At 39.9% G+C, this 26,484-nt stretch carries 24 protein-coding genes; 15 read left to right on the top strand and 9 right to left on the bottom strand.

Going from position 1 to position 26,484, the window contains the following annotated elements:
• Positions 1-279: 279 nt before the first annotated feature.
• The 8 genes from A33I_RS17480 to dnaA all read right to left on the bottom strand — a co-directional run bounded on the left by A33I_RS17480 (position 280) and on the right by dnaA (position 10,781).
• Positions 280-1,377 (bottom strand): HD-GYP domain-containing protein, encoded by a 1,098-nt coding sequence (locus tag A33I_RS17480; RefSeq protein ID WP_022629620.1) that lies wholly within the window; start codon positions 1,375-1,377, stop codon positions 280-282.
• A 180-nt stretch (positions 1,378-1,557) separates the two neighbouring features.
• On the bottom strand, positions 1,558-4,155 hold the full coding sequence (gyrA, locus tag A33I_RS17475; RefSeq protein ID WP_022629619.1) for a DNA gyrase subunit A: 2,598 nt from the start codon (positions 4,153-4,155) through the stop codon (positions 1,558-1,560).
• A gap of 26 nt (positions 4,156-4,181) precedes the next feature.
• A complete protein-coding gene (gyrB, locus tag A33I_RS17470; protein ID WP_022629618.1) occupies positions 4,182-6,107 on the bottom strand; it encodes a DNA topoisomerase (ATP-hydrolyzing) subunit B in 1,926 nt (641 codons plus the stop codon).
• A 116-nt stretch (positions 6,108-6,223) separates the two neighbouring features.
• Positions 6,224-6,499: an extracellular matrix regulator RemB gene (remB, locus tag A33I_RS17465; protein ID WP_022629617.1), complete on the bottom strand. Its 276-nt coding sequence runs from the start codon at positions 6,497-6,499 to the stop codon at positions 6,224-6,226.
• An 11-nt stretch (positions 6,500-6,510) separates the two neighbouring features.
• Positions 6,511-7,626 (bottom strand): DNA replication/repair protein RecF, encoded by a 1,116-nt coding sequence (gene recF, locus A33I_RS17460; protein ID WP_022629616.1) that lies wholly within the window; start codon positions 7,624-7,626, stop codon positions 6,511-6,513.
• A gap of 11 nt (positions 7,627-7,637) precedes the next feature.
• The gene (gene yaaA, locus A33I_RS17455; protein ID WP_012957020.1) at positions 7,638-7,853 is read right to left on the bottom strand and encodes a S4 domain-containing protein YaaA; all 216 of its coding nucleotides are present in this window, start codon (positions 7,851-7,853) and stop codon (positions 7,638-7,640) included.
• Between the two features lie 253 nt (positions 7,854-8,106).
• Positions 8,107-9,249: a DNA polymerase III subunit beta gene (dnaN, locus tag A33I_RS17450; RefSeq protein WP_022629615.1), complete on the bottom strand. Its 1,143-nt coding sequence runs from the start codon at positions 9,247-9,249 to the stop codon at positions 8,107-8,109.
• 179 nt (positions 9,250-9,428) lie between these two features.
• Positions 9,429-10,781: a chromosomal replication initiator protein DnaA gene (gene dnaA / locus A33I_RS17445; RefSeq protein WP_022629614.1), complete on the bottom strand. Its 1,353-nt coding sequence runs from the start codon at positions 10,779-10,781 to the stop codon at positions 9,429-9,431.
• A 787-nt stretch (positions 10,782-11,568) separates the two neighbouring features.
• On the opposite strand from dnaA, the gene rpmH reads away from it, so the two are divergent.
• The 12 genes from rpmH to A33I_RS17385 all read left to right on the top strand — a co-directional run bounded on the left by rpmH (position 11,569) and on the right by A33I_RS17385 (position 22,767).
• Positions 11,569-11,706 (top strand): 50S ribosomal protein L34, encoded by a 138-nt coding sequence (gene rpmH, locus A33I_RS17440; protein WP_012960919.1) that lies wholly within the window; start codon positions 11,569-11,571, stop codon positions 11,704-11,706.
• Between the two features lie 108 nt (positions 11,707-11,814).
• A complete protein-coding gene (gene rnpA / locus A33I_RS17435) occupies positions 11,815-12,177 on the top strand; it encodes a ribonuclease P protein component (protein ID WP_022629613.1) in 363 nt (120 codons plus the stop codon).
• A gap of 101 nt (positions 12,178-12,278) precedes the next feature.
• Entirely contained in the window at positions 12,279-13,046 is a 768-nt protein-coding gene (gene spoIIIJ, locus A33I_RS17430; RefSeq protein WP_022629612.1) for a YidC family membrane integrase SpoIIIJ, read from the top strand.
• Positions 13,043-13,672: an RNA-binding cell elongation regulator Jag/EloR gene (gene jag, locus A33I_RS17425; protein WP_022629611.1), complete on the top strand. Its 630-nt coding sequence runs from the start codon at positions 13,043-13,045 to the stop codon at positions 13,670-13,672. Before spoIIIJ ends, jag begins: the two co-directional genes overlap by 4 nt.
• A 187-nt stretch (positions 13,673-13,859) precedes the next feature.
• Complete coding sequence (gene mnmE / locus A33I_RS17420; protein WP_022629610.1) at positions 13,860-15,230, top strand: tRNA uridine-5-carboxymethylaminomethyl(34) synthesis GTPase MnmE; 1,371 nt, start codon at positions 13,860-13,862, stop codon at positions 15,228-15,230.
• A 19-nt stretch (positions 15,231-15,249) separates the two neighbouring features.
• A complete protein-coding gene (gene mnmG, locus A33I_RS17415) occupies positions 15,250-17,136 on the top strand; it encodes a tRNA uridine-5-carboxymethylaminomethyl(34) synthesis enzyme MnmG (protein ID WP_022629609.1) in 1,887 nt (628 codons plus the stop codon).
• 18 nt (positions 17,137-17,154) lie between these two features.
• Positions 17,155-17,868, top strand: coding sequence for a 16S rRNA (guanine(527)-N(7))-methyltransferase RsmG (gene rsmG / locus A33I_RS17410; protein WP_022629608.1), 714 nt, complete (start codon positions 17,155-17,157; stop codon positions 17,866-17,868).
• Positions 17,869-18,046: 178 nt separating this feature from the next.
• Complete coding sequence (noc, locus tag A33I_RS17405; RefSeq protein WP_012960912.1) at positions 18,047-18,886, top strand: nucleoid occlusion protein; 840 nt, start codon at positions 18,047-18,049, stop codon at positions 18,884-18,886.
• 300 nt (positions 18,887-19,186) lie between these two features.
• The gene (locus tag A33I_RS17400) at positions 19,187-19,948 is read left to right on the top strand and encodes a ParA family protein (RefSeq protein WP_012960911.1); all 762 of its coding nucleotides are present in this window, start codon (positions 19,187-19,189) and stop codon (positions 19,946-19,948) included.
• Positions 19,941-20,792, top strand: coding sequence for a ParB/RepB/Spo0J family partition protein (locus tag A33I_RS17395; RefSeq protein ID WP_022629606.1), 852 nt, complete (start codon positions 19,941-19,943; stop codon positions 20,790-20,792). The genes A33I_RS17400 and A33I_RS17395 overlap by 8 nt, the downstream gene beginning before the upstream one ends.
• 100 nt (positions 20,793-20,892) lie before the next feature.
• Positions 20,893-22,041, top strand: coding sequence for an aminotransferase class V-fold PLP-dependent enzyme (locus tag A33I_RS17390; RefSeq protein ID WP_022629605.1), 1,149 nt, complete (start codon positions 20,893-20,895; stop codon positions 22,039-22,041).
• A gap of 24 nt (positions 22,042-22,065) precedes the next feature.
• Positions 22,066-22,767, top strand: a complete 702-nt coding sequence (locus A33I_RS17385; RefSeq protein WP_022629604.1) for a DUF554 domain-containing protein — start codon at positions 22,066-22,068, stop codon at positions 22,765-22,767.
• A gap of 50 nt (positions 22,768-22,817) precedes the next feature.
• Here the strand turns inward: A33I_RS17385 and yyaC are convergent, their stop codons facing one another.
• Entirely contained in the window at positions 22,818-23,465 is a 648-nt protein-coding gene (gene yyaC / locus A33I_RS17380; RefSeq protein ID WP_022629603.1) for a spore protease YyaC, read from the bottom strand.
• Between the two features lie 152 nt (positions 23,466-23,617).
• Here yyaC and A33I_RS17375 point away from each other — a divergent pair, with 152 nt between their 5' ends.
• The 3 genes from A33I_RS17375 to ychF all read left to right on the top strand — a co-directional run bounded on the left by A33I_RS17375 (position 23,618) and on the right by ychF (position 26,189).
• Complete coding sequence (locus A33I_RS17375; RefSeq protein WP_022629602.1) at positions 23,618-24,640, top strand: YkvI family membrane protein; 1,023 nt, start codon at positions 23,618-23,620, stop codon at positions 24,638-24,640.
• 94 nt (positions 24,641-24,734) lie between these two features.
• Complete coding sequence (locus A33I_RS17370; RefSeq protein WP_012960905.1) at positions 24,735-24,935, top strand: DUF951 domain-containing protein; 201 nt, start codon at positions 24,735-24,737, stop codon at positions 24,933-24,935.
• Positions 24,936-25,088: 153 nt separating this feature from the next.
• The gene (gene ychF, locus A33I_RS17365; protein WP_022629601.1) at positions 25,089-26,189 is read left to right on the top strand and encodes a redox-regulated ATPase YchF; all 1,101 of its coding nucleotides are present in this window, start codon (positions 25,089-25,091) and stop codon (positions 26,187-26,189) included.
• The last annotated feature ends 295 nt before the right edge of the window (positions 26,190-26,484 follow it).

Below are 26,484 nucleotides of genomic sequence, written 5' to 3'. Positions count from 1 at the left end.
CGCTAGCATCTTGTTTTAAAAATTGACGAGATATCATGTATCTCTATTTCGCTTGGCTTTTGTTCAGTTTTCAAAGAACTCTTTCGTTCGCCGCTCGTTGGCGACTTAACTAATATACCATCACATCAACGTTTCGTCAACATCTTTTTTAAAAGTTGTTTTTCATTTGTTGTTGTGGTGCGTCTCAGCGACAATTAATAATATAACACAGCTTCGAAAATAAATGCAACCCTTTTTTTAAAAAATAAAATAAAAAAAGACGAGAATACTCTCATCTTCTTACATCATCTCTTCAATTTCATAGAAATGCTCACTTTTTAATTGGAATACTTCATCTGTTCCTAGTCTCCTTACCATAGGATTGTTTGTATGTTGATTCGGAAAGAAGACAATCTCAGCCTTCTCCCCATTTTGCAAACGAACCTTCATTCCGATAGAGAGCTGCTCATAACTATTCTTTAATGTTTGTACTACTCTATGATCATACTTACCAAATTGTTCAGTACCTAGATGTTCAATCACTTTATACGGTGATTGCTTACTACTATAGATACGCTCAGATGTCATCGCGTGAAATACATCTGCGACTGCCACTACTTGACTTAAAGGATGTAGTTTAGCTTCATTACTTCCTAATGGATAACCGCTCTGATCAATTCGCTCATGGTGTTGAAGAACCGACCATAATACAGGCTTAGATATTCCTTTTATTTGGCTTAACATGTTATAGCTGTATATAGGATGCTTTTGTACTTCTTTTAGTTCTAATGAAGACAAAGGGCCTTTTTTAGATAAGATGCGATTTGGTATCCTCATCATTCCTATATCAGCTAACGCCCCGCTGATCCCTGCTTGCACCCAGTCTGCCTTTGGGTAGTGAAGTTTTTTTGCTAGAAAGGCAGCTAAACACGCAACAGCTATGGCATGATGATACATATACCCATCTTTTTGACTTAGTTGATGCATGTTTAAGAAATTCTTCGGGTGATCGATCATATATTCAATAAAAGGAATTAAACATTTTTTCACTACCACAATCTCTACCCTTTTACCTGACTGCCATTCAGAATAAAGCCTTTTATAGTGTTTAACTGTGTCATGGTAATAATTAATGAATTCTATATCTCTTTTCGATTCAACATTTAATTGATCTTTCGATTCTTCTAGTGAATCTTTGACTGCCTCAATTGGATAAAACTTCTCACCATTTGCTAAGGTTGATTCAACTTCAACCGTAGAGATTAGAAATGTTTGAAGCATGGATATATGTTGAGAAGATAAAATGGTTTTATTAGGAATAATCGGTATATCTGTTTGTCCCATTACAGCTTCAGATAAAATACACCCTTCCTCTAGCTGCGTCGGTAACACTTTCATACACTCTCCCCCTTCTAATTAATAAGGACCAGTTCTTTTATCCTTATATTATACGGCATTTAACAAATTAAGGTACTTATATATCAATAAATGTCAAATAAAAATAAAAAGACCTATCTCATATCTATATTTCAACAAAAAAACATCCGAGAGTGGTGTACTCCCAGATGTTTATGGTTCTTATTCTTCCTTATCGAGATCTTCTTCCGCTTCAGGCATAGAAGGTTCTTCTTGCTCTTCTATTGAAGTATTTTCTTCTGAAGTATTTTCTTCTGAAGTATTTTCTCCTGAAGTAACCTCTTCTGAAGCTCCTTCGTCGTTCCCTTCTACTTCATCGATCTCTTCTATTTCTTCATCTTCAATATCAACACGAGCTACAGTTGCTACTTCTTCTTTTTCATTCACTCGAATTAAAGTAACTCCTTGTGTATTACGTCCAGTCGTTGAAATTCCTTCAACATGCATACGGATGATAATACCGCTCGCCGTAATAATCATAATATCATGTTCATCAGACACCACTTTTAAGGATACGAGTGAACCATTCTTCTCGGTGATATTACATGTTTTAATCCCTTTACCGCCACGGTTTTGAACACGATATTCCTCAATAGGTGTTCGTTTTCCGTACCCGTTTTCGGTCACAATAAGTACTTGATGGTTTTCTTCTAAAATATCCATTCCTACAACATGATCCTCGTCTGACAGGGAAATCCCTTTGACCCCGCCTGCTGTTCGGCCCATTAGACGGACGTCTGTTTCATGGAATCTGATAGCCATCCCGTGTTTTGTACCAATAATAACTTCTTGTCCACCATCTGTTAAACGAACACCGTGAAGTTCATCATCCCCACGCAAGGTAATCGCAAACAAGCCGCCGCGACGGATATTAGCAAAAGAAGACAACTGTGTACGTTTGGCAATTCCGTGCTTTGTTAAGAAGAATAGATAAGAATTATCATCAAATTCTTCAATAGGAATGACTGTACTAATCGTCTCATCTTGTTCAATTTGCAAGAGGTTAATGATTGGAATTCCTTTTGCCGTTCGACCCAGCTCTGGAATTTCATAACCTTTCAGACGGTATACCTTCCCTTTATTCGTAAAGAAGAGAATCGTATGGTGGGAATTAGTTGTGAAAAGATGCTGCATAAAGTCATCATCATTCGTTCCCATTCCCTGAATTCCTTTACCTCCACGCCTTTGGCTGCGGTAAGTCGAGATAGGCATCCGTTTAATATAGCCATGATGAGTAAGTGTAATGACAACATTTTGTCTTGGAATTAAATCCTCATCCTCAAGATGATCTTCATTCATAGAGATCACTGTACGACGCTCATCATTAAACTTCTCTTTTAATTCGATTAGTTCTTCGCGAATAATCTCCAACACTTTTTCACCATCTGCAAGGATTGCTTTCAATTCAGCAATTTTTGCAATTAATTCTTTATACTCGTTTTCAATCTTATCGCGCTCTAGTCCTGTTAAACGCTGAAGACGCATATCAAGAATTGCTTGAGCCTGCTCATAGCTTAGTGAAAATTGCTCCATTAAACCATTTCGAGCAATTTCAGTAGTTTGTGAGCTGCGGATTAAGCTGATGACTTCATCAAGATGATCAAGAGCAATACGCAGCCCTTCAAGGATATGCGCACGAGCTTCCGCTTTTCTTAACTCAAACGCCGTACGACGACGGATGACTTGTACTTGATGTCCCAAATAATGCTCTAGACACTCTTTGAGAGTTAAGACTTTCGGCTGTCCTTCTACTAAAGCAAGCAGGTTGATACCGAAGCTTGTTTGAAGCGCCGTTTGTTTGTATAAATTATTTAGTAAGACATTTGCATTCGCATCACGTCTTAATTCAATAACAATACGCATCCCGTTACGGTCAGACTCATCACGTAAATCAGTAATGCCATCTATCTTCTTATCACGAACAAGCTCAGCAATTTTTTCAATCAGCTTGGCTTTGTTCACTTGATAAGGGAGTTCAGATACAAGGATTCTTGGTTTCCCTTTATACTCTTCAATTTCAGTCTGAGCTCTTAAGGTAATCGACCCTCTACCAGTCTGATACGCTTTTCTGATCCCAGACCGCCCTAAAATTTCTGCTCCTGTAGGGAAGTCAGGACCCGGAATATATTCCATTAGTTCTGGAATACTGATATCAGGGTTCTTTGATAATGCAAGAACTGCATCAATTACTTCTCCTAACTGATGAGGCGGGATATTAGTCGCCATACCAACAGCAATCCCTGAAGCCCCGTTGACTAATAAGTTAGGGAATCTAGCAGGCATTACAATTGGTTCACGCTCAGAACCATCATAGTTATCCTGATAGTCGATGGTATCTTTGTTTATATCTCTAAGGAGCTCCATAGAGATTTTGGACATTTTCGCTTCCGTATAACGCATGGCAGCAGCGGCATCTCCATCGATTGATCCAAAGTTACCATGCCCATCAACAAGCATGTAACGATAACTAAAATCTTGAGCCATACGTACCATCGTTTCATACACGGCAGAGTCACCATGTGGGTGATACTTACCAATAACTTCCCCTACGATACGGGCTGATTTTTTGTAGGCTTTATCAGACGTCATACCAAGCTCATTCATCGCATATAAAATTCTACGGTGAACAGGCTTTAGCCCGTCGCGCGCATCCGGAAGCGCACGACTGACAATGACACTCATCGCATAGTCCATAAACGATGATTTCATTTCCTGGCTAATATTTATTTCTTTTACTCTTGATTGGTCTTGTTCAGCCATTTAATAACAAACCTCCATCTATCCGCCTAAATATCAAGATTTTTCACGTATTGTGCATTTTCATGAATGAAATCACGTCTCGGTTCCACACGGTCACCCATTAAGATCTCAAAGATTTCATCAGCTTTCATTGCATCTTCTAAAGTCACTTGCAGGACCGTACGATATTCAGGATCCATCGTTGTCTCCCAAAGCTGAGTCGGATTCATTTCCCCTAGACCCTTATAACGTTGAATACCTACTTTATTACGTTCTGTAAATTGAGACATAATTTGATCTAATTCTTTATCATTATAGGCATATTGAAGATCGCGGCCTTGAGTTACTTTGTATAAAGGAGGCTGTGCGATATAAATATATCCTTTTTCAATTAAAGGTCTCATGTAGCGATAAAAGAACGTTAAAATCAATGTTCGAATATGCGCTCCATCGACATCGGCATCTGTCATAATGATAATTTTATGATAGCGAGCTTTTTCAATATCAAAATCATCGCCAATACCAGTGCCTAATGCCGTAATAATCGCTCGGATCTCATTATTTGCGAGGATCTTATCAAGTCTAGCTTTCTCCACATTAATAATCTTTCCTCTTAGCGGGAGGATTGCTTGGAAATGACGATCACGGCCCTGCTTAGCTGAACCGCCGGCAGAGTCACCCTCTACAATATAAATCTCACTAATTGTTGCATCCTTTGAAGAACAGTCTGCTAACTTACCTGGCAGAGAACTTACTTCTAGCGCACTTTTACGTCTCGTTAGTTCACGTGCTTTCTTAGCCGCTTCACGAGCACGAGAAGCCATTAAACCTTTCTCAACAATTTTCTTCCCAACTTGAGGATGCTCGATCATAAAGCGGGAGAATGCTTCTGAGAACAATGAATCTGTAACCGTACGTGCTTCACTGTTCCCAAGCTTTGTTTTTGTCTGCCCTTCAAATTGAGGATCAGGAATTTTAACAGAGATGATAGCAGTTAACCCTTCACGTACATCTTCTCCTGTTAAGTTTGGATCATTTTCTTTAAAGAGATTATGTTTTCTAGCATAATCATTAATGACACGCGTTAAGCCTGTTTTAAAACCAGACTCATGTGTCCCGCCTTCGTGCGTACTAATGTTATTTGCAAAGGAATAAATATTGCTCACATAGCCATCATTGTATTGAACCGCCACTTCTACATTTAAGCCGTCTTTTTCAGCTTCAATATGAATCGGCTCATCATGAAGAACTTCTTTTGAACGGTTTAAGTGCTCGACAAAAGAAGCAATACCGCCTTCATAAAAATAAGTAGACGATTTATTTTCTTCTCGCTTGTCAGTGATTGTAATCGTTAAGCCTTTGTTTAAAAATGCAAGTTCACGTAAACGAGTAGCTAAAATATCATACTCATATTCAGTCGTTTCCGTAAAAATTTCCGAATCGGGTTTAAAGCGAATAATTGTTCCACGCTTTTCGGTTTCACCAATTACAGCAAGATCTGCAGCGGGAACTCCGCGGTGATATTCTTGGTAATACACTTGATTTTCTCTGTGTACTTCAACCTCAAGCTTTGTAGATAACGCATTTACAACAGAAGCCCCTACACCGTGAAGACCGCCTGACACTTTATAACCGCCGCCGCCAAATTTACCGCCGGCATGCAGAACCGTCATGATTACTTCTACTGCTGGGCGCCCCATTTTTTCATGGATCCCAACTGGAATACCACGGCCATTATCCTCTACTGTAATACTATTATCTTCTTCAATGGTTACTTGAATGGTGTCACAATGCCCTGCCATTGCCTCGTCAATACTATTATCAACGATCTCCCATACTAAGTGGTGAAGGCCCCGTCCGCTAGTCGAACCTATGTACATCCCAGGACGTTTTCTAACCGCTTCTAAACCTTCAAGGACTTGTATTTGACTTTCATCGTACGATTGCTGTTCAGAATGTTGTTCATTCGTCACTTTTTTTCACCTTCATTCTCAAAGTTCTTCCATCTATTTATAAAAAGACTTCACTTTGTACGTCTTTTTCACTCAGTCTTATTCAATCATTTTCAGCATTTAATCTTCATCTGTACTTAGTCTTCATCTGTACTTAATTGAAGCTCAAGTTCTGAGACAGCCTGGGCTCTTTTATTTAAAGTCAGAGACGACACAGGAGATAAATAAACAACATCATCCGTTATAACAATAGATTTTGTAAAATCCTGCGAGATAACTGTACACTTTTTCCGCTCTTTTTCTGACTTTAAGTAATCCTTCGTTATAACTGACATATCACCTACATCCCGATCTAGGATGGCAATGATCTCTTTTGAACGAATAATGACATCTCCACCTAAATGAATAAACATAACCCACCGCCTTATGCGTCGTTTGAAATGGTTCCTTGCTCGACTTTAAATATCGAAGCTCCATCAAGCGCTTCGTGATGGACGCCAGTTATTGATGTTGTCGTCACAAATGTCTGTACACGCTGGCCTATTGTATGCAGTAAATGAGTCTGTCTGTAATCGTCTAATTCTGAGAGGACATCATCAAGAAGAAGAATGGGGTACTCTCCTACTTCCGCATGAATTAATTCAATCTCAGCGAGTTTCACACTTAGAGCTGTTGTTCTTTGCTGGCCTTGTGAACCGTAGGTCTGAACATCATGCTCATTTACTAGAAAACCAAGATCATCTCTGTGGGGACCAAATAATGTTACGCCCCGAGCAATTTCTCTTTGCTTCTTATTTTCATATGTTTCTATGAATACTTCTTTCATTTTCGGCATATCCATCTCTTCTAATACATCACAAGAGGGTTTATATATAATTTTAAGCGTCTCTTTAGCCCGGCTGATATCGCGATGGATTTCTTCAGCCCACTTTTGCAGCTGACCTAAAAAGACAAAGCGCCGCTTCGTAATTTGCACAGCTAACTCAATTAATTGATCCGTAAGAATATCAAGCATATCCTTAGAGCCTTTGCCAATCTGTAAATCCTTCAACAAAAAATTTCGTTGCTGCAAGACTTTTTGGTAGAGTCCTAAGTGATGAAGATAAACCGGACTGATCTGCCCAAGTTCCATATCAATAAACCGTCTGCGCAGCTGTGGACTGCCTTTCACCAAGTTTAAATCCTCAGGTGCAAACATAACGACATTAACGGCCCCTACGTATTCACTTAACTTCCGCTGCTCAAGCCCATTTAATTTAACTTTTTTTCCTTTAGTTGAAATCACTAAGTCAAGCTCAATTGGTCCAGATTGTTTCTGCACTTGACCTTGTACTTTAGCAAACTCATCATTCCAGCGGATTAACTCTTTGTCTTTTGAGGTCCGGTGTGACTTAGCAAGCGCCAATACATAGATGGCCTCTATCGCATTCGTTTTCCCTTGCGCGTTCTCACCGATAAACACATTCATTCTTTCATCAAATTCAAGTTCAACCCGTTCGTAATTTCTGAATTGGCGAATAAGGAGTGACTTAATAAACATCAGCCTGCTCCTTATTCATGTACGATTTCTATTGACGTCTCATCAGCCAGTTTCACACGATCTCCACTGAAGAGTTTTTTTCCGCGGCGATTTTCAAGTTCTCCGTTAACGTATACTTCATACTCACTTAGATACCATTTCGCCATTCCACCCGTATCGATCGCACCAACTTCTTTTAACACTTGTCCGAGGGTGATATATTCTGTTGAAATCGAAAGCTTCTCCATTAAGAATCCTCACTCTTTCTAAAATGATTTAAACAAAATCGTCTGTTCTCACGTCTATTTGTTTTGTACATATAGTTTTCTGCAAAGAAACAGACAATCTTTATCCATCAAAGTTAAGACAGCAAATCAATGGTGAGATGCTGCCTTCTTTGTTTTCCGTCATTTAGTTAGTCTTTACTCTATTGTACTAGAGACAAGCCAGATAGCCAAGTCCTACTTAAATAAACACTTATAGAACGCTTGCCCTTATGAACTAGTACGTACGGACAGGTGAGAATAAATGCAGGTAGTGATCATGGTCTGTAGGTCTAATGACAAATGGGCTCATAGCTCCTGTGAACACAATATTAATTTCTTCACTGTCAATGACCTTAAGAGCATCAATGATATTTTTACCGTTGAAGGATATACGCATATCCTCTCCTTGCATCTGTTCACTTTGAATATTCTCTGTTACTTTCCCTACTTCTGGCTGAATAGAAGTGATCTCAATTAAGCCTTCGTCTAAAGTCTTTAAGTTAATTACATTATTCTTTCCCTCTCGCGATAAAAGCAACGCACGTTCTAGCGTTTGCAGAAAAGGCTTTGTTTTTAGCGTAAACGAAGTCTTTGATTGAGCTGGAATCATATTTTTCGTTACAGGGTATTTCCCTTCAAGTAAACGGGAGAAGAATAAGAGATTTTTAAGCTTAAACAAAATTTGATTTTCTGTAACGACGACATCTATCAATTCATTTGAATCCTCAATAATTTTGCTAAGTTCATTAAGTGATTTTCCAGGTATCACCACATTTGAAAAAGTCAGCTCTTCATCATTTCGTTCAATCGTTGCTTTGCGCATCGCTAGACGGTGGCTGTCTGTAGCAGTACAGATTAATTCCCCTTCTTCCGTTTCCAAGTTTACACCTGTCAACACCGGGCGTGTTTCCTGAGTGGACACAGCAAACACTGTTTGGCGGATCATATTTTTCAACATATCTTGAGGCAATCGGAATAATAGATCCTCCTCAAGCTGAGGCAAACGTGGATATTCTTCAGGATCAAGTCCGTTTAAATTAAATACAGAGGAACCTGAACGAATCGTTGTTGCAAACTGATCTTGCACGATCAATTCAATTGTCTCACCTGGAAGCTTCTTAACGATTTCTGCAAAGAAACGCGCTTGAAGAACAATGCTGCCTTCTTGTTCTATTGTAACAATTTCATTTTCTGCATCTTCTTTAGGGATAAACGTTTCAATTGAAACATCAGAGTCACTTCCTGTAAGTGTAACTCCTTCGTGATCAGCGACAATCTTAATTCCAGTTAAAATCGGAATTGTGGTACGTGAAGAAACGGCTTTAGCTACATTTTGAACATCATGAACAAAACGATCTCGTTGAATAGTAAATTGCATGATTAAATGCTCCTTTAATAATTAATTTATATTTTAAAAAGATCGTAATAATAGTAATAGGGGGTGTGAATTTGTGGATAACCCTGCAAGAAAGCTGAAATAGATAGCCTATCAACATGTGGATAGTGTGTTGATAGGCCTGCACGGTTTATTAACAATGTACACAGAACTTAAATTTATTAAGAGCGAAGCTGCTCCATAATTTCTTGAACTTTTTGCTGAAGCTCTTGATCTGTTGTGAGCATTTTAGAAATTTTTTCATGAGCATGAATGACAGTCGTGTGATCGCGTCCTCCAAACTCACTCCCAATCTTAGGAAGAGAAGCATCAGTCATCTCTCGAGACAAGTACATAGCAATTTGTCTTGGATAAGCTACGGATTTCGTTCTCTTTTTAGCCTTAAAATCTTCTAATTTAACGTGATAAAACTCTCCAACAAGTTTTTGAATATCGGTAATGGTTAACACTTTTGGCTTAGAGTTAGGAATGATATCTTTTAGTGCTTCAGCTGCAAGGTCTGCATTCATATCCTGGTTAATAAGGGATGAATAAGCTACTACACGAATAAGTGCGCCTTCTAATTCTCTAATATTCGTATCAATTTGATTTGCAATATAGAGCATGACTTCATTAGGAATATCAAGGTTTTCAGCTTTTGCTTTTTTCCTTAAGATTGCAATTCGCGTCTCTAAATCCGGCGGTGTAATATCAGTAATCAATCCCCACTCAAATCTTGAACGCAGCCTGTCCTCAAGTGTTGGAATCTCTTTAGGCGGACGGTCACTTGAAATGACGATTTGCTTAGATTCTTCATGCAGTGCGTTAAATGTATGGAAAAATTCTTCTTGAGTTTGTTCTTTTCCAGCTAAAAACTGAATATCATCTATTAGCAGCACGTCTACATTGCGGTATTTATTGCGAAAATTGACGGCTTTGTTATCTCGAATGGAATTAATAAATTCATTTGTAAATTTCTCAGATGATAAATAAACAACTTTCGCATTTGGATTATGATCCATTACATAATGGCCAATCGCATGCATTAAGTGCGTTTTTCCTAACCCAACGCCCCCGTAAATAAATAGAGGATTGTATGCTTTTGCTGGTGCTTCAGCTACTGCAAGTGATGCAGCGTGTGCGAAGCGGTTGCCTGAACCAATAACAAATGTATCAAATGTATATTTGTCATTTAACATTGTTTTTGTACCATTATTGGTAGATCCGTTGTCTGCAACCGGCTTTTTCTTTTTTGGCGGTTCAATTAAAAAATCATCCTCAAGTTCATTTTGAGGGATGACAAATCTTGGTGTTAGCCGTGCTCCAGTTAGATGCTCTATAGTATCGGAGGTTAGTCCGGCGTAGTGCTCCTCTAGCCAATCACGTGCAAATTCATTTGGTGCTGTAATGGTGATGACATCATTTTGAATATCATTTGCTTTTGTAGACTTCAGCCATGTTTCATAACTAGGCTTGCTTACTTTCTTCTCCATCTCAGCTAAAGCCCGTTCCCATAAATCGTGTATGTTCTCCAACCGACGTACCCTCCTTTTAAACCCGAATCATAAATAATATCTGTTTTCCTTCATCAGAAAAAGCCGTTGTAAAACATTTGTACAACGTGTGAAAGTGAGTGAATAAATATCCATACACACCCTGAATGTGGAGGGTGATATAATATAGTAGGAAAATAACTTTTTAACAGAATGCTCATTCCTGTGGAAAAGATATTAAGCCCTTGTGAAAACCTGTCCACAAGTTTACCCACAGGTTGTGGACAAAATAAATAGGATAAATAGCTATCCACGAGTGAAAACATATTAATCATAGCAAAAAAAGTGTTGTACCGCAACGCTTTCTTGTATTTATCCACATAGCACAGGATCTTGTGTTCAGAAGTTGTCCACAACACAAGATATGTGAATAAGGTGTCGATAAACTTGAGGATAGTTCGAATGATGTCGAAAAACAGTTATCCACATGAAAGGTTGTCTAAGTGTAGAAGAATCGTGTATAGTTGTAGAGGTGAAAAAATAAAGAGCACTTTTCCAAAAAGGCACGTATCCAAATCACATACGAAGAAGCTGATGTTTTGATCGGTCTTAATTAGGTCGATCTCAAAAAGGCTTCTGTGGAATAAATGATGATGAAATAAATCTTGGAATGAAATGAGAGAAGAATGGGAGCGGCTGCGATCGGTTAATGGGCCGTTAAAGTGGAGAAAGCAGGAGAGTGTAAAACTTGTCCTTGACAACTGCACCCGATGTTTCTTATAATTTACAAGAATGTCTTTAGAAGAGTATCCTCAGGGAGGTGTAATAAATGAAAAAACCAACTTTCCAACCGAATAATCGTAAACGTAAAAAAGTACACGGTTTCCGTACGCGTATGAGTACTAAAAACGGCCGTAATGTATTAGCTCGTCGTCGTCGTAAAGGAAGAAAAGTATTATCTGCATAGGCCACTGAATGTCAGTGGTCTTTTTCTACTTTTAAAAGAAGGAAGTTATGAGTAGAATGTTGAATGATTAAGTTCAGATAATATCTTGGATGCTTGAGGTGTACGTACATGAAAAAGGAGCAACGGATCAAGAAAAATGAAGATTTCTCGTCCGTATTTAAAAAAGGGCAGTCCGTTGCCAATCGGCAATTTGTTCTGTATTCCTTAAAAAAAGAGGGGCAAGCTAGTTTTCGAATTGGATTGTCGGTCAGCAAAAAGGTAGGGAATGCTGTTGTGCGTAATCGAATTAAACGTTATGTAAGAACGGTGTTCCAAACATACCAAGATGTACTTCCAGGCGGCTATGATTTTGTCGTTATTGCAAGACATCCAGTTAGTGAGATGGATTTTCACCAAGTGGAATCAAGTCTTAAGCATGTGATGAAAAAAGCTCGCCTTTTAAAAAAAGTTGATCATACGTCACATAAATGATTAGAACTTTCTATTAGTAAGTACTTATCATCCTAAGGTAGAGTTCTGATTGATTCGTGCGTTCATATAAATAGAACGAAGATGGACAAGGAGGAGAGCTCGTGCTCAAGAAGTTTGGCCTAATAACAATGATAATTGGTCTGCTCTTTGTTATGACTGGGTGTTTTGACATTGATCAGCCGATTACAAGAGATAGTGAAGGGTTTTGGAACTCTTACTTTGTTTACCCTCTATCATGGCTCATTATTTATTTTGGAGAAGCCTTAAATAGTTACGGACTTTCTATTATTGTCGTAACCATTTTATTACGTCTTTTAATTCTTCCGCTTATGATTAAGCAGACGAAGAGTGCAAAAGCAATGCAGGCAATCCAGCCTGAAATGCAAAAACTACGTGAGAAGTATAGTGCGAAGGATCAAAAAACGCAGCAAAAACTTCAGCAAGAAATGATGGCGATGTTCCAAGAACGTGGTGTAAATCCGTTAGCTGGCTGTTTGCCGTTATTTGTACAAATGCCGATTTTACTTGCGTTTTATCATGCGATTATGCGTACAGATGTCATTGGCAACTATTCTTTCTTATGGTTCGAACTTGGTGCACCAGATCCATTTGTTTTGCCGATTGTGGCAGGGATCACAACATTCATCCAACAAAAGATGATGATGGTCACAGACAATCCGCAGATGAAGATTCTTCTATATGTAATGCCAGTTATGATTTTTGTCTTTGCGATGTTCTTCCCGGCAGCTCTTACGCTTTACTGGGTAGTAGGTAACCTTGTTATGATTACTCAAACGTATTTCATTACAGGTCCAAATGTTGGAAAGAACAAAACAGAAGAAGCTGCAGCAGGAGGGAAGAAAAAGTGACCCATGTGACTGTATCAGGTAATACGATTGAAGAAGCTGTTCAAAAAGCATTGTTGGAACTTGAAACAACGGAAGCACGTCTTTCTTATCAAGTAGTCTCTGAACCGAAAAAAGGTTTTCTTGGATTTGGATCAAGACCCGCAACAATTGAAGCTCACATCAAGCCTGATCCGATCATGGAAGCTTATTCATTTCTCGAATCGACCGTTACATTAATGGGTGTTCCTGCAACGATTGTTCAAGAGGACATTGATCAAGGCGATAAACAAGTTCGCTTTGATATAAAAAGTTCGAATGAAGCAGGCCGTTTAATTGGAAAGAGGGGACAAACGCTTGAGGCGCTTGATTACCTCACCAATCTTGTTGCTAACCGCCATAAAGAGGCAGGATTTGTAGCTGTTGAAGTTGATGCTGAAAATTACAGAGAGCGTCGCAAAGAAGCTCTAATGCAGCTTGCTCATCGCGTGGCTGAAAAAGCAAAAGCAATAAATAAACCTGTTTCACTTGAACCAATGAGTGCTAAGGAACGAAAAATTATTCATTCAACACTGCAGTCTGTTTCAGGTGTTGAAACCTATTCAAAAGGGCAAGGACGGGATCGTCATATTGTTGTCCGAGCGAAATAAGGATTAATCAGGATGGCTCTTTTTGAGTCATCCTTTTTCTCTGAAAATAACGAGAGCATATGACATAGCTTTTCAAGTAGGCGTGTGCTATTCTAAACATTTAGGAGTTACTTTTTTAATGTTGTATGTAACCATATCATAGATGTTAACAATAGAAAGAAAAGGAAAGACTGTGAGGTGAAGGATGATGGAATTTGATACAATAGCTGCCATTTCTACGGCTCTTGGCGAGGGGGCAATCGGGATTGTTCGTCTAAGCGGTGATGAAGCGGTTGCGATTGCCGATAAGATCTATAAAGGAGCAAAGCCGCTTTCTGAGGCTGCTTCTCATACGATCGTGTACGGCTATATTATGGACGGTGAGACAAGAGTTGAAGAAGCGATGGTCTCAATTATGCGTGCTCCTCGCACATTTACAAGGGAAGATGTTGTAGAAATTAATTGTCATGGTGGGCTGGTATCTGTAAATAAAGTGCTGAAGCTCGCATTAAAGCATGGTGCAAGATTAGCTGAACCCGGTGAATTTACAAAGAGAGCCTTTTTAAATGGACGAATTGACCTTTCTCAAGCAGAAGGAGTGATGGACTTAATCCGAGCAAAAACGGATAAGGCAATGAATGTAGCACTCGGCCAAGTTGAAGGACGTTTGTCGAAGAAAATTGCTACCCTGCGCCAAGCCTTGCTAGAAACGGTTGCTTCAGTGGAAGTGAATATTGATTACCCGGAATATGATGCAGAAGTCGTAACACATGACTTATTAATAGAAAAAGCGAATTTCGTCGAACGTGAAATTGACAAGCTTCTCGGGACGGCGAATCAAGGGAAGATTTTAAGGGAAGGTCTGTCTACTGTAATCGTCGGACGTCCTAACGTAGGAAAATCTTCATTATTGAATAGCTTGGTTCATGAAGAAAAGGCGATTGTCACAGATATTGCAGGTACAACTCGAGATGTGATTGAAGAATACGTCAATGTACGAGGAGTCCCGCTGCGTTTGGTAGATACGGCAGGAATTCGTGAAACAGAGGATATGGTTGAACGAATTGGTGTCGAACGATCTAGACAGGTATTAAAAGAAGCGGAATTGATCTTGCTTGTGCTAAATTACGGCGAGGAATTGTCTAGTGAAGACGAGGCGTTGTTTGAAGCAGTCAAACATTTAAATGTTATTGTCATTGTGAATAAGACAGATGTTGAACAGAGAATTGACTTGAACCGTGTAAGGGAGCTTGCAGAGGGCCGTCCGGTTGTCACTACTTCTCTTATTAAAGATGAAGGAGTCGATGAACTTGAGAGTGCAATTGCTTCACTGTTCTTTGAAGGAGATCTTGAGAGTGGTGATGCAACCTATGTATCAAACTCAAGACATATCGCATTATTAGAACAGGCAAAATCCACTATTCAAGATGCAAAGTCAGCGATTGACATGGGTGTGCCGATTGACTTAGTGCAGATTGATATTACTAGAACGTGGGAGCTTTTAGGAGAAATTATTGGTGATAGTGTACATGAAAGCTTAATTGATCAGCTGTTTTCACAGTTCTGTTTAGGAAAATAAATAATAAGGAGGTTTTATTATGAGTTATAACGGTGGAGAATTCGATGTTATCGTCGTTGGTGCAGGACATGCTGGTGTCGAAGCGGGCCTTGCATCGGCTCGAATGGGTGCGAATACGTTAATGTTAACGTTGAATTTAGATGCAGTTGCCTTTATGCCGTGCAACCCTTCAGTCGGAGGTCCGGCAAAAGGGATTGTTGTGCGTGAAATTGATGCATTAGGCGGTGAGATGGGCCGTAATATTGATAAAACGCATATTCAAATGAGAATGTTGAATACAGGGAAAGGTCCTGCCGTACGTGCGCTGCGTGCTCAAGCAGATAAATTTCTTTATCAGCATGAAATGAAAAAGACGATTGAAGAACAAGAGAACCTTTTGCTTCGTCAAGGGATGGTTGAACATCTTATTATTGAAGATGGTGAGTGCAGAGGGGTTATTACCAATACAGGAGCAGAGTACCGCAGTAAATCTGTTGTTATTACAACTGGAACGTACTTGCGTGGAAAAATTATTCTAGGGGAACTGGCATATGAAAGCGGACCGAATAACATGCAGCCATCTGTGCAGCTGTCCTATCACTTACAAGAACTAGGCTTTGATATGGTTCGCTTTAAAACAGGGACACCTCCGCGTGTAAACGGTAATACCATTGATTATGATAAAACAGAAATTCAGCCAGGGGATGATACACCTCGTGCATTCTCATATGAAACGACGAAATATATTACAGATCAGCTGCCTTGCTGGTTAACTTACACAGGTGAAGAGACGCATCAAATTATTAACAACAACCTATCACGTTCACCTATGTATTCCGGTATGATTGAAGGAACAGGTCCACGTTATTGTCCATCTATTGAAGATAAGATCGTTCGTTTTAATGATAAGCCGCGTCATCAAATCTTCTTGGAGCCTGAAGGCCGTAATACAACAGAGGTATATGTACAAGGGTTATCAACAAGCTTGCCTGAAGATGTTCAACTTAAAATCTTAAAATCTATTCCTGGACTTGAACAAGTTCGTATGATGAGACCAGGTTATGCGATTGAGTATGATTCGATTGTGCCTACTCAATTATGGCCAACTCTTGAAACAAAGAAAGTGCCTGGTTTATTTACTGCAGGGCAGATCAATGGTACATCAGGTTATGAAGAAGCAGCGGGCCAAGGTATTATGGCTGGTATTAATGCAGCGCGTAAAGCTAAAGGAGAAGAAGGTCTTATTTTAGACCGCTCCGAAGCTTATATCGGTGTGCTGATTGATGACTTGGTAACCAAAGGAACAAATGAACCATACCGCCTTTTAACCTCTCGTGCTGAGTATCGTTTACTTCTTCGTCACGACAATGCAGACTTGCGTTTAACGGAAAAAGGCTATGAAATGGGTCTGATCAGTGAGGATCGCTTTAACCGTTTTGAATTGAAGAAAGCAGAGATTGCAGCTGAGAAAAAGCGTCTTGAAAAGATTATTATTAAGCCGTCTGATAAAGTAGCTGCTGTACTTCAAGAAGCAGGAGCCACTCCTTTAAAAGAAGCTGTGAGTGCTGCTATGCTCTTAAAACGTCCTGAACTAACGTATGCACATGTGTCTAAATTAATCGAGGCACCTGAATCTGAAATTAGTGATGACGTAGGCGAACAAGTAGAAATCCAAGTGAAATATGAAGGGTATATTGAAAAGCAGCTCCAACAAGTCGATCGTTCTAAGAAAATGGAGAGCAAGAAGATTCCTGAAGATCTTGATTACCATGCGATTAATGGGCTTGCTACAGAAGCGAAACAAAAATTGAGTGAAGTACGTCCATTATCAGTCGGACAAGCATCGCGTGTATCGGGTGTAAATCCAGCAGATATTTCTATTTTGCTTGTTTATTTAGAACAAGGGAGATTAGCAAAGGTAAAGTAAAGGCTTGGAGGCTATTAAATGAGTAAAGATGTATTTGTATCATTAGTAAAAGAACGCGGAATTGACTTGAGCGAAAAGCAGCTACAACAATTTGAGCGTTATTTTAACATTCTTGTTGAGTGGAATGAAAAAATGAATCTAACTGCCTTAACAAGCGAGGAAGATGTATATATTAAGCATTTTTATGATTCAATTTCAGCAAGTTTTTTCTATTCATTTGAAGCAGGACAAAAGATTATTGATGTTGGCGCAGGGGCTGGTTTTCCAAGCATTCCGCTTAAAATCTTATACCCAGAAATACATGTAAGCATTGTCGATTCTCTTAAAAAACGTATCGGTTTTTTAGAGCATTTAGCAAGTGAACTCGAGTTAGATGGAGTAGCCTTTTATCACGATCGTGCTGAAACATTCGGACAAAATCCAGCACACCGTGAACAATATGATATTGTAACTGCTCGTGCAGTAGCTAGAATGTCTGTGTTAGCTGAGCTATGCGTGCCTCTTGTGAAAGTTGGCGGGGAGTTTATTGCCATGAAAGGTGCTGGAGCAAAAGGAGAGCTTGCAGATGCTAAAAATGCGCTTACTCAACTCGGGGCTAAAGTGAAAGATGATCATACGTTTAAGCTGCCAATTGAAGAGAGCGAACGTCATATTATGATTATTGAAAAGCAAAAAGCGACAAAGAAAAAGTATCCTAGAAAGCCCGGGACTCCAAATAAGCAGCCGTTGTAGATCTTTATAGGTCATGTTTCACGTGAAACATGACCTTCCTTTTATAAGTCTGCCACAAGGTTTTACTTGACGGTATGGGAGAAAGCAGGATATAAAAGAACTAGGAATAAAAAGAAGGAAATTGGCAGTCTTTATCGAATATAGCAAGACGGTTATTATCAGAAGGTGGTGTCAGGCGATGAAGCAACCGTTTTCACGCCTATTTGGCTTTAGTGATAAGCATGAAGAGGTTGAAGTGAGCGGGAATGAAGAAGTACAGCAAATTGCGATTGCAGATATTGTTCCTAATCGTTTTCAGCCGCGGACGGTATTTGATGAGGAACGGATTGAAGAACTCGCTCAGACCATCCGTACCCATGGTGTCATTCAGCCAATTGTTGTACGTGAACGCGATGGGAAGTATGAGTTAATTGCAGGGGAAAGACGATGGCGTGCTGTGACTAAGCTTGGTTGGGAGAAGATCCCTGCTTTAGTAAAGGAATTTAACGATTCTCAAACAGCATCAATTGCCTTGATCGAGAACTTGCAGCGCGAAGGATTAACTTCGATTGAAGAAGCTATTGCGTATGCAAAATTAATTGAACTTCATGGACTAACACAGGAAAGCTTGGCGCAAAGATTAGGCAAAGGTCAATCGACTGTCGCGAATAAATTACGTCTGCTTCACCTGCCTGAGATAGTCCAGCATGCTATTTTAGAACGTCATATATCAGAACGACATGCAAGAGCCTTGCTTGCTTTGAAAAATGAAGAATTACAAGTTCAGCTTCTTGAAGAAATTGTCGAGAAGCATTTAAATGTGAAACAAACGGAAGAAAGAGTTCGGGTGCTTCTTGAAGGGCAGCCTGAACCTAAGAAAAAAGCAACGCGGAAATCATATCCAAAAGATATGCGAATCGCTATGAATACCATTCGACAATCAGTTGATATGGTTTTAAAGAGCGGTTTACAGGTGGATGCGGATGAAGAAGAGAATGAAGAATTCTATCAATTTACGATTCGTATACCTAAAAAATAATCTATCGACAATCGGTAGATTTTTTTTATTATTGGTTGATTAAACATATCTAGCGAGAGATGAAACGGTACTTTTAGAGAAACCGTATAAGGCAGAAAAGAAATTTTGAACTCACACAACTTTCTAAATTTTTTCATGTGAACTGTGTTAAAATGAAGTGGAACTTATCAAATTTTTAACGATTATTACAAACAATTCATTCAAACATGTAAGTTAATGATAATAGTGTACATACATGATTTATTAAGATAATAGTTGTTTCACATACAACAGTAAGGTGAACGGAAAGTGGGTGACAGCATGGCCAAAGTCATTGCTGTAGCAAATCAAAAAGGCGGAGTTGGAAAAACGACAACGGCTGTTAATTTGAGTGCTTGTTTAGCTTATATTGGAAAAAGAGTTCTATTAGTTGATATCGATCCTCAAGGAAATGCTACAAGTGGAGTAGGCGTTGAAAAAGGCGATGTAGATGAATGTGTATATGACATATTGGTTGAGGATGTTGAGGCGGTCAGCGTTATCAAAAAAACATCGGTAGAAAACCTTGATGTCCTGCCGTCTACCATTCAACTTTCTGGTGCTGAAATAGAGCTTGTACCGACGATTTCACGGGAAGTTCGTCTAAAAAGAGCGCTGCAGACTGTATCGAAGAATTACGATTATATCTTTATTGATTGTCCCCCCTCGCTAGGTTTATTAACGATTAATGCTTTGACTGCTTCAGACAGTGTATTGATTCCGGTTCAATGTGAGTACTATGCCCTCGAAGGATTAAGTCAGCTTCTAAATACTGTACGACTTGTACAAAAGCATTTAAATACAGAGTTAGCTATTGAAGGGGTTTTATTAACAATGCTTGATGCTAGGACGAACCTCGGTATTCAAGTCATTGAAGAGGTGAAAAAATACTTTCGTGAAAAAGTATTTGATACCATCATCCCTCGTAATGTGCGTTTAGGGGAAGCGCCGAGTCATGGCCAGCCGATTATTATTTATGATGCCAAATCTCGGGGTGCACAAGTATATGTAGATCTAGCAAAGGAAGTGGTGTCTAGTGGCTAAAGGATTAGGCAAGGGCTTAAAAGCCTTTTTTCCAGAACATAATGAATCAGCTCAAGATTCAGTCCAAGAAATTGCTATCAATGAAATAAGACCGAATCCATATCAACCACGAAAGCTTTTTTCAGAAAAAGCGATTGACGAGCTGGCCGAATCTATTCAAAGTCATGGAATATTACAGCCAATTATTGCAAGGAAAAGCATTAAAGGCTATGAAATTGTGGTAGGAGAAAGAAGATTCAGAGCGGCTCAAAAAGCCGGTCTTAAAGCGGTTCCTGTTGTTGTACGTGAATTAGATGAACAAAAGATGATGGAGCTTGCTTTAATTGAAAATCTACAACGCGAAGATCTGAATCCGATTGAGGAAGCAATGGCTTACGAAAAGTTGATGGAGCATCTTGGCTACACACAAGAGCAGCTAGCCTCCCGTCTTGGGATGAGCCGTCCGCATATAGCGAACCATATCCGGTTGCTGCAGCTGCCTAAGCCGGTGCAGGAATTTATCTCAGAGGGTACGTTATCTATGGGGCATGGAAGAGCTCTGCTTGGTGTGAAAGACAAACAAAAACTTGCAGTACTAGTTGAAACGATCATCAATGAGAGTTTAAGTGTCCGCGAGGTTGAAGAGTTAGTTAACAAGATGAATGACCGTGTTTCACGTGAAACGTCTCGTAAGAAAATTCAACTTACTCCGCAGCTAAAAGAATATCAGGATACGCTGCGTTCTCGATTTGGTACATCGGTGTCGATTAAGCCTGGTAAAAACAAAGGTAAAATTGAGATTGATTATTTTTCAGAAGATGATTTAGAAAGAATTTTAGCTTTGCTGAAATCTGAGAAATCATAAGTACTAAAAGAAGTAAGAACATGAATAAATGGAGAAGTCATCAATTATGATGGCTTCTTTTTCTAGCAGGTATCAGGATTAAGTAAAAAGGAGAGTCTTTATGATTTATTTTGATCACGCCGCATCGTCTCACCCTAAGCCAAAAGCTGTAGGTGAAGCGATGATAGAAGCGGTAAATGAATATGCGGCTAATCCTGGAAGGGGCGGTCATCAGCTCGCTGAAAGAGCAGGCCGAGTGATTCAGGAAGCAAGAAACGAACTAGCTGCCTTTTTTAATGCGCCTAACGGGAAGCATGTTTGGTTTTATCAAAACGCAACGATGGCATTGAATCAGGCGATCAGCGGGTTTCCGTTTAAAGACGGGGACCATATTGTGACCACAGCCTTTGAACATAATTCTGTCTTAAGGCCCCTGCATCAGGCAGCTAAGCTAAGTGGTATTTCTGTTACGTATATCCAGCCTGATGAAAATGGCATTATTTCCATCGATGAGATGAGAGAGGCTGCAGAAGAACATACGAAAGCAATTATTGTTTCACATGCTTCTAATGTGACGGGCGCTGTTGTTCCTTTAAAAGAGGTGAAGGAGATTGCCGAAGAAGTAGGTGCCATCCTTATTGTCGATGCCTCTCAAACAGCAGGAACCTTGTCCATTGATATGGAGAGAGACGGAATTGACCTGTTGGCGTTTGCAGGCCACAAAAGTTTATTAGGACCACAAGGGACAGGGGTCCTCATTTCTAAGCATGATTATCAGCTTGAGCCCCTTGTGCACGGAGGCACTGGGAGTTACTCAGAGAGCAGTACTCAGCCCTCTGAGTGGCCTGACCGTTATGAGGCAGGGACATTGAATACGCCGGGGATTGCAGGATTACTCGCCGCTTTAAAAGATGTTAAAAAGCGAGGAATTGATGAGGTCTATCAACACGAGCAAAACCTTTTAGCGCTGTTCTTAGAAGGGCTTAGGAAGCTAGAAACAGCAGAAGTTTTTGGCCCAGCTCATTTACATCAACGATTAGCCGTTTGTTCCTTCCGGTTAAAAGAGGTGGAAAGTCATGAGCTGGCATTTATTTTAGATGAGCATTATGGAATGGCCGTACGAGCAGGCCTTCATTGTGCACCAATGACTCACCATACACTTGAAACCGTTGATACAGGGCTCGTTCGTGTAAGTTTTGGCCCCTATAACACAGAAGAAGAAGTCAAACAATTAGTAGAGGCATTAATAGAGATAGAGCAAGCATTTTAGAGAAGAGTAGGAGAGAGTGTAGAGATGGTGTTGACGGGGACGCTTGTAAATGGACTTGCCATCATAGTGGCAGCTTGTATTGGATTGTTAGTGAGAGGGATACCAGAGCGAGTGAAAACGACTGTCATGCAAGCAATCGCTTTGGCAGTTGTCGTGTTAGGGATCGACATGGGACTTAAGAGCGAACAGTTTTTAGTCGTTATCGGAAGTTTAGTCATTGGCGGATTAATTGGTGAGAAATTAGATTTAGAAAAGCGATTAAATCAGGTGGGTGCTTTTATCGAAAGGAAGCTCGGCTCAAAAGAAGAGGGGTCGGTAGCAAAGGCGTTTGTCACGACAACTCTTATTTATGTAGTAGGGGCGATGGCTGTACTCGGTGCACTTGACAGTGGACTTCGCGGAGATCATTCGGTTCTTTATACAAAAGCAATGCTTGATGGATTTTCAGCCATTATCTTCACTTCCACCTTAGGTATAGGAGTTATTTTCTCAGCCATACCTGTCGTGCTGTATCAAGGCGGGATAGCAATTTTAGCAACTCAAATTAATGCTTATGTTCCTAGTGAGCTGATGGATATGTTTATTGTAGAAATGACAGCTACAGGCGGAGTGATGATTGTTGCTATCGGGTTGAATATTTTAGGGGTTTTGCAGATAAGAGTGGCTAATTTACTGCCAAGTATCCTTGTGGTTGCATTATTAGTTACGGGCATTTATTTAATTTAATAGAAGATAATAGGAGATCAAAAAGAGACACCTTTAGACGGAAGCTCCGTTTAAAAAGGTGTCTCTTTTTTTGTTTTGAGAAAAATATTAGGCTTTAAATTTTCAAGTAAAGACGTTGGCTTTGTTCGGTGCGGCAGCTGTTGATCTACAGAGTAAATGACATCAGAAATCGTGTCAGCCATTTTCATAACGGTAAACAATCTAGTGTTCTGCAAAACAAAATACTCCATCATCCCGCCGATGTTGACGATTCCGGTGATATGGATATCACCAACAGCCGGCAATTGTTTGTTAACGGCAGCCCCTGGCTGAACAGGGCCATTGGCAAGTGAGATTTTTCCAATACTGTTCACTCGCCCTAAGCAAGCATCAATGGCTAAAATGTAAGGCCGGTAATGCGATTGTTCGATTTCCTTCATGCGGTCAGCTAGGTTGACGGCATGAACTGGCTTCTCAAGTGTTCCATACACATGAAAACGCTGCAGCTTTCTCTCCGATAATTTAGTACCAATTAATGGACCTAATGAATCTCCAGTTGAGCGGTCTGTTCCGATACAAACAATAACAAGTTCGCGGCGGGTGAGCTCATTTGTATGAGTGAAGAGATTGTGTACGAGTGTTGATTTGGCATCATCTTCATCCATGTGTACTCGAATAGGGGTCAAACTTTTTCCGAAAAGGCGATGGTTTGTACTCATAACATCGGCTCCTTTGCCATAGTAGTAGCAGTATACGGATATTTTTTCCTTTCTATACGTATAGTTGTGAAAATAGATTGTGAAAATTTAGAAAGATACCTTTATGGAGGTCATTCATAGGTTTCACGCAATGAAGGAGAGGAGGGTGCGGGATGTGGTCAGGCGGGTTTAAATGGATGTTTTTAATTATAGGTACGATGATTGGGGCTGGGTATGCTTCTGGTCGCGAATTATGGGAATTTTTTGGGGCCGAAAGCGGACTAGCCATCTTTTTATTTGCACTCTTATTTACGATTTGTACAGCGATTATTATGGGGATCAGCTATCAAAAACGGTCTAAACATTATTTACCAATCTTGCATGTACTTATGGGGAAACGACTTACTAAATTATATGATTTTATGATCGTACTTTATCTTTTCTCCACAACGGTAATTATGCTTGCTGGGGGCGGGGCTACTCTTGAGGTGCTTCATCTTCCATATTGGTTAGGAATTGTTTTTATCGGAGGCTGTGTCGTGCTGCTTTTTGTATGGGATACAAAAGGAATGACCTCAATGAATGCAGTCATCATTCCTGTATTAATCGTCTGCTTACTTGGTGTATTGGTTGCTTTTCAAACGTTAAAAGGGTTTCCGATCTCTTTTCGATTAGATGAGCAGCATAATTGGCCGGCGGCGTTAACCTTTACATCTTTAAATATTCTACCTCTTGTAGCCGTTCTTGCAGCCGTTGGAGGAGAAATTCGTCATAAGGGTGAGATTTGGGTGGCGAGTTTAGGGAGCGGTCTTATTCTTGGAGGGATTTCCTTTTTATACAATGAATCACTGCTTCAAGTAGCTGGTGATATTATGCTTTACGAGATTCCTCTATTTGCTATTTTAAAGCACTATCCTTATTTTATGGTCATTGTGATGTCAGGCTTATTGTGGATGGCTATTTATACGACAGCAGCAGCAGGGGTTTTCGGTCTCATCTCTCGCTTACGAGGCTATATAAAGGGAAAGGCGTGGCTGATTGCCTTATTCCTCATTTCATTAATGGCGCCTCTTACAACATTTGGTTTTTCAACTTTAATTGCAATTTTGTATCCGCTGTATGGCGTGTTGAATCTATATGTGTTTGCAAGCATCTTGCTTTATCCGATTCTAAACCATTCAGCCAGTGTGAAATAGTTGCTTTCTAGTTTGGTTTACTTGTCCCGTCTAATGTCGTTTTGGTGTATAATACTAAGCAACAAAATGGATAGCTTGGATAGGAGGGCCTAGGATGACAGATAAAGAATTTGCACTCGGGGATGTCGTAGAAATGAAGAAGCAGCATCCGTGCGGAGAGAATCGCTGGAAGATCATACGCATGGGAATGGATGTTAGAATTAAATGCTTAGGGTGTCAGCATAGTGTCATGCTTCCAAGAAAAGAGTTTACAAAAAAATTGAAACGGATTTTAGAGAAGGCGCCAAATTCATAAATAATTCTCAGAACAAGGTAGTGATTCATGATCATTACCTTGTTTTTTTGTGGGTCTGTATCTATAATTGGTAGGGATATTAAGAGAGTATGATCACATAGGGTGTAAATTTGATAACTATGTGAATTTGATAAATAAAGGAAGTGAGCCGTTATGGCATTAACAACTGGGATTGTTGGATTACCAAACGTAGGAAAATCAACACTTTTTAATGCAATTACACAAGCAGGCGCAGAATCTGCAAACTACCCATTCTGTACAATTGACCCGAATGTAGGGATTGTAGAAGTGCCTGATCATAGATTACAAACGTTAACAGACCTTGTAGATCCAAAAAAGACCGTACCTACTGCATTTGAATTTACAGATATTGCAGGGATCGTAGAAGGAGCTAGTAAAGGGGAAGGACTCGGAAACAAGTTCTTATCTCATATCCGCCAAGTTGACGCTATTTCTCATGTTGTTCGTTGCTTTGCTGATGACAATATTACTCACGTATCAGGCAGCGTAAATCCGCTTAATGATATTCAAGTGATTAACTTAGAGCTGATCTTAGCTGATTTTGAATCAGTTGAAAAGCGAATCGGCCGTGTGGCAAAGTTAGCTAAAACAAAGGATAAAGAAGCAGTTGCTGAGCTTGAAGTATTAGAGCTTCTTCGTGATGCATTTGAAGAAGAAAAGCCAGCAAGAAGCATTGAATTTACAGAAGAACAGGAGAAGATCGTTAAGCAGCTTCACCTTCTGACAAGTAAGCCGGTACTATATGTGGCTAACGTTAGTGAAGAAGATCTTCTTTCTCCTGAAGATAATGATTACGTGAAGCAAGTAAAGGAATTTGCAGCTGGTGAAAACAGTGAAGTGATCGTAGTTTGTGCAAAAGTTGAGTCAGAAATTGCTGAGCTTGAGGGCGATGAAAAGCAAATGTTCCTTGAAGAGCTAGGCATTGAAGAATCAGGTCTAGATCAGTTAATTCGTGCAGCGTATAACTTGCTTGGCCTTGAAACGTATTTTACTGCAGGTGTCCAAGAAGTACGTGCATGGACATACCGCAAAGGAACAAAAGCACCTCAAGCAGCAGGAATCATCCACACAGACTTTGAACGTGGATTTATCCGTGCAGAGGTTGTATCTTATGATGATCTAGTCGATGCCGGTTCAATGGCTGTAGCCAAAGAGCGCGGAAAAGTTCGTCTAGAAGGAAAAGAGTATGTAGTACAAGACGGAGACGTAGTACATTTCCGCTTTAATGTTTAATGAACAATAGATACGAATAAGATGCAGTGGTTATAACCGCTCCTGAATAGTTCATCCGTTAGGTTATTACATTATGTAATAACCTAGCGGATAATTTAGTTTTCTCTCAAAAGTTACCTAACATAAAGTGCTTCAAACATGGGTTATAGCATAGTCTTCGCTTCTGAACGATACTTCGCTTTCCGCGGTGAGCTGCTGAGCTTCCTCGGGCATTGGCCCTGTGGGATCTCAGCCCTGCTCTAGGCGAGGCCACTGAAAAAGTCCTTTTGTTTTCTGAGAGTGGTTGGTCGAATTT

The sequence above is a fragment of the Alkalihalophilus marmarensis DSM 21297 genome, assembly GCF_000474275.2.
In the GTDB taxonomy this organism is placed as follows: Bacteria; Bacillota; Bacilli; order Bacillales; family Bacillaceae_D; genus Alkalihalophilus; species Alkalihalophilus marmarensis.
The sequence above is the reverse complement of the archived record's forward strand: the minus strand, read 5'-3'. Positions and strand labels throughout refer to the sequence as shown.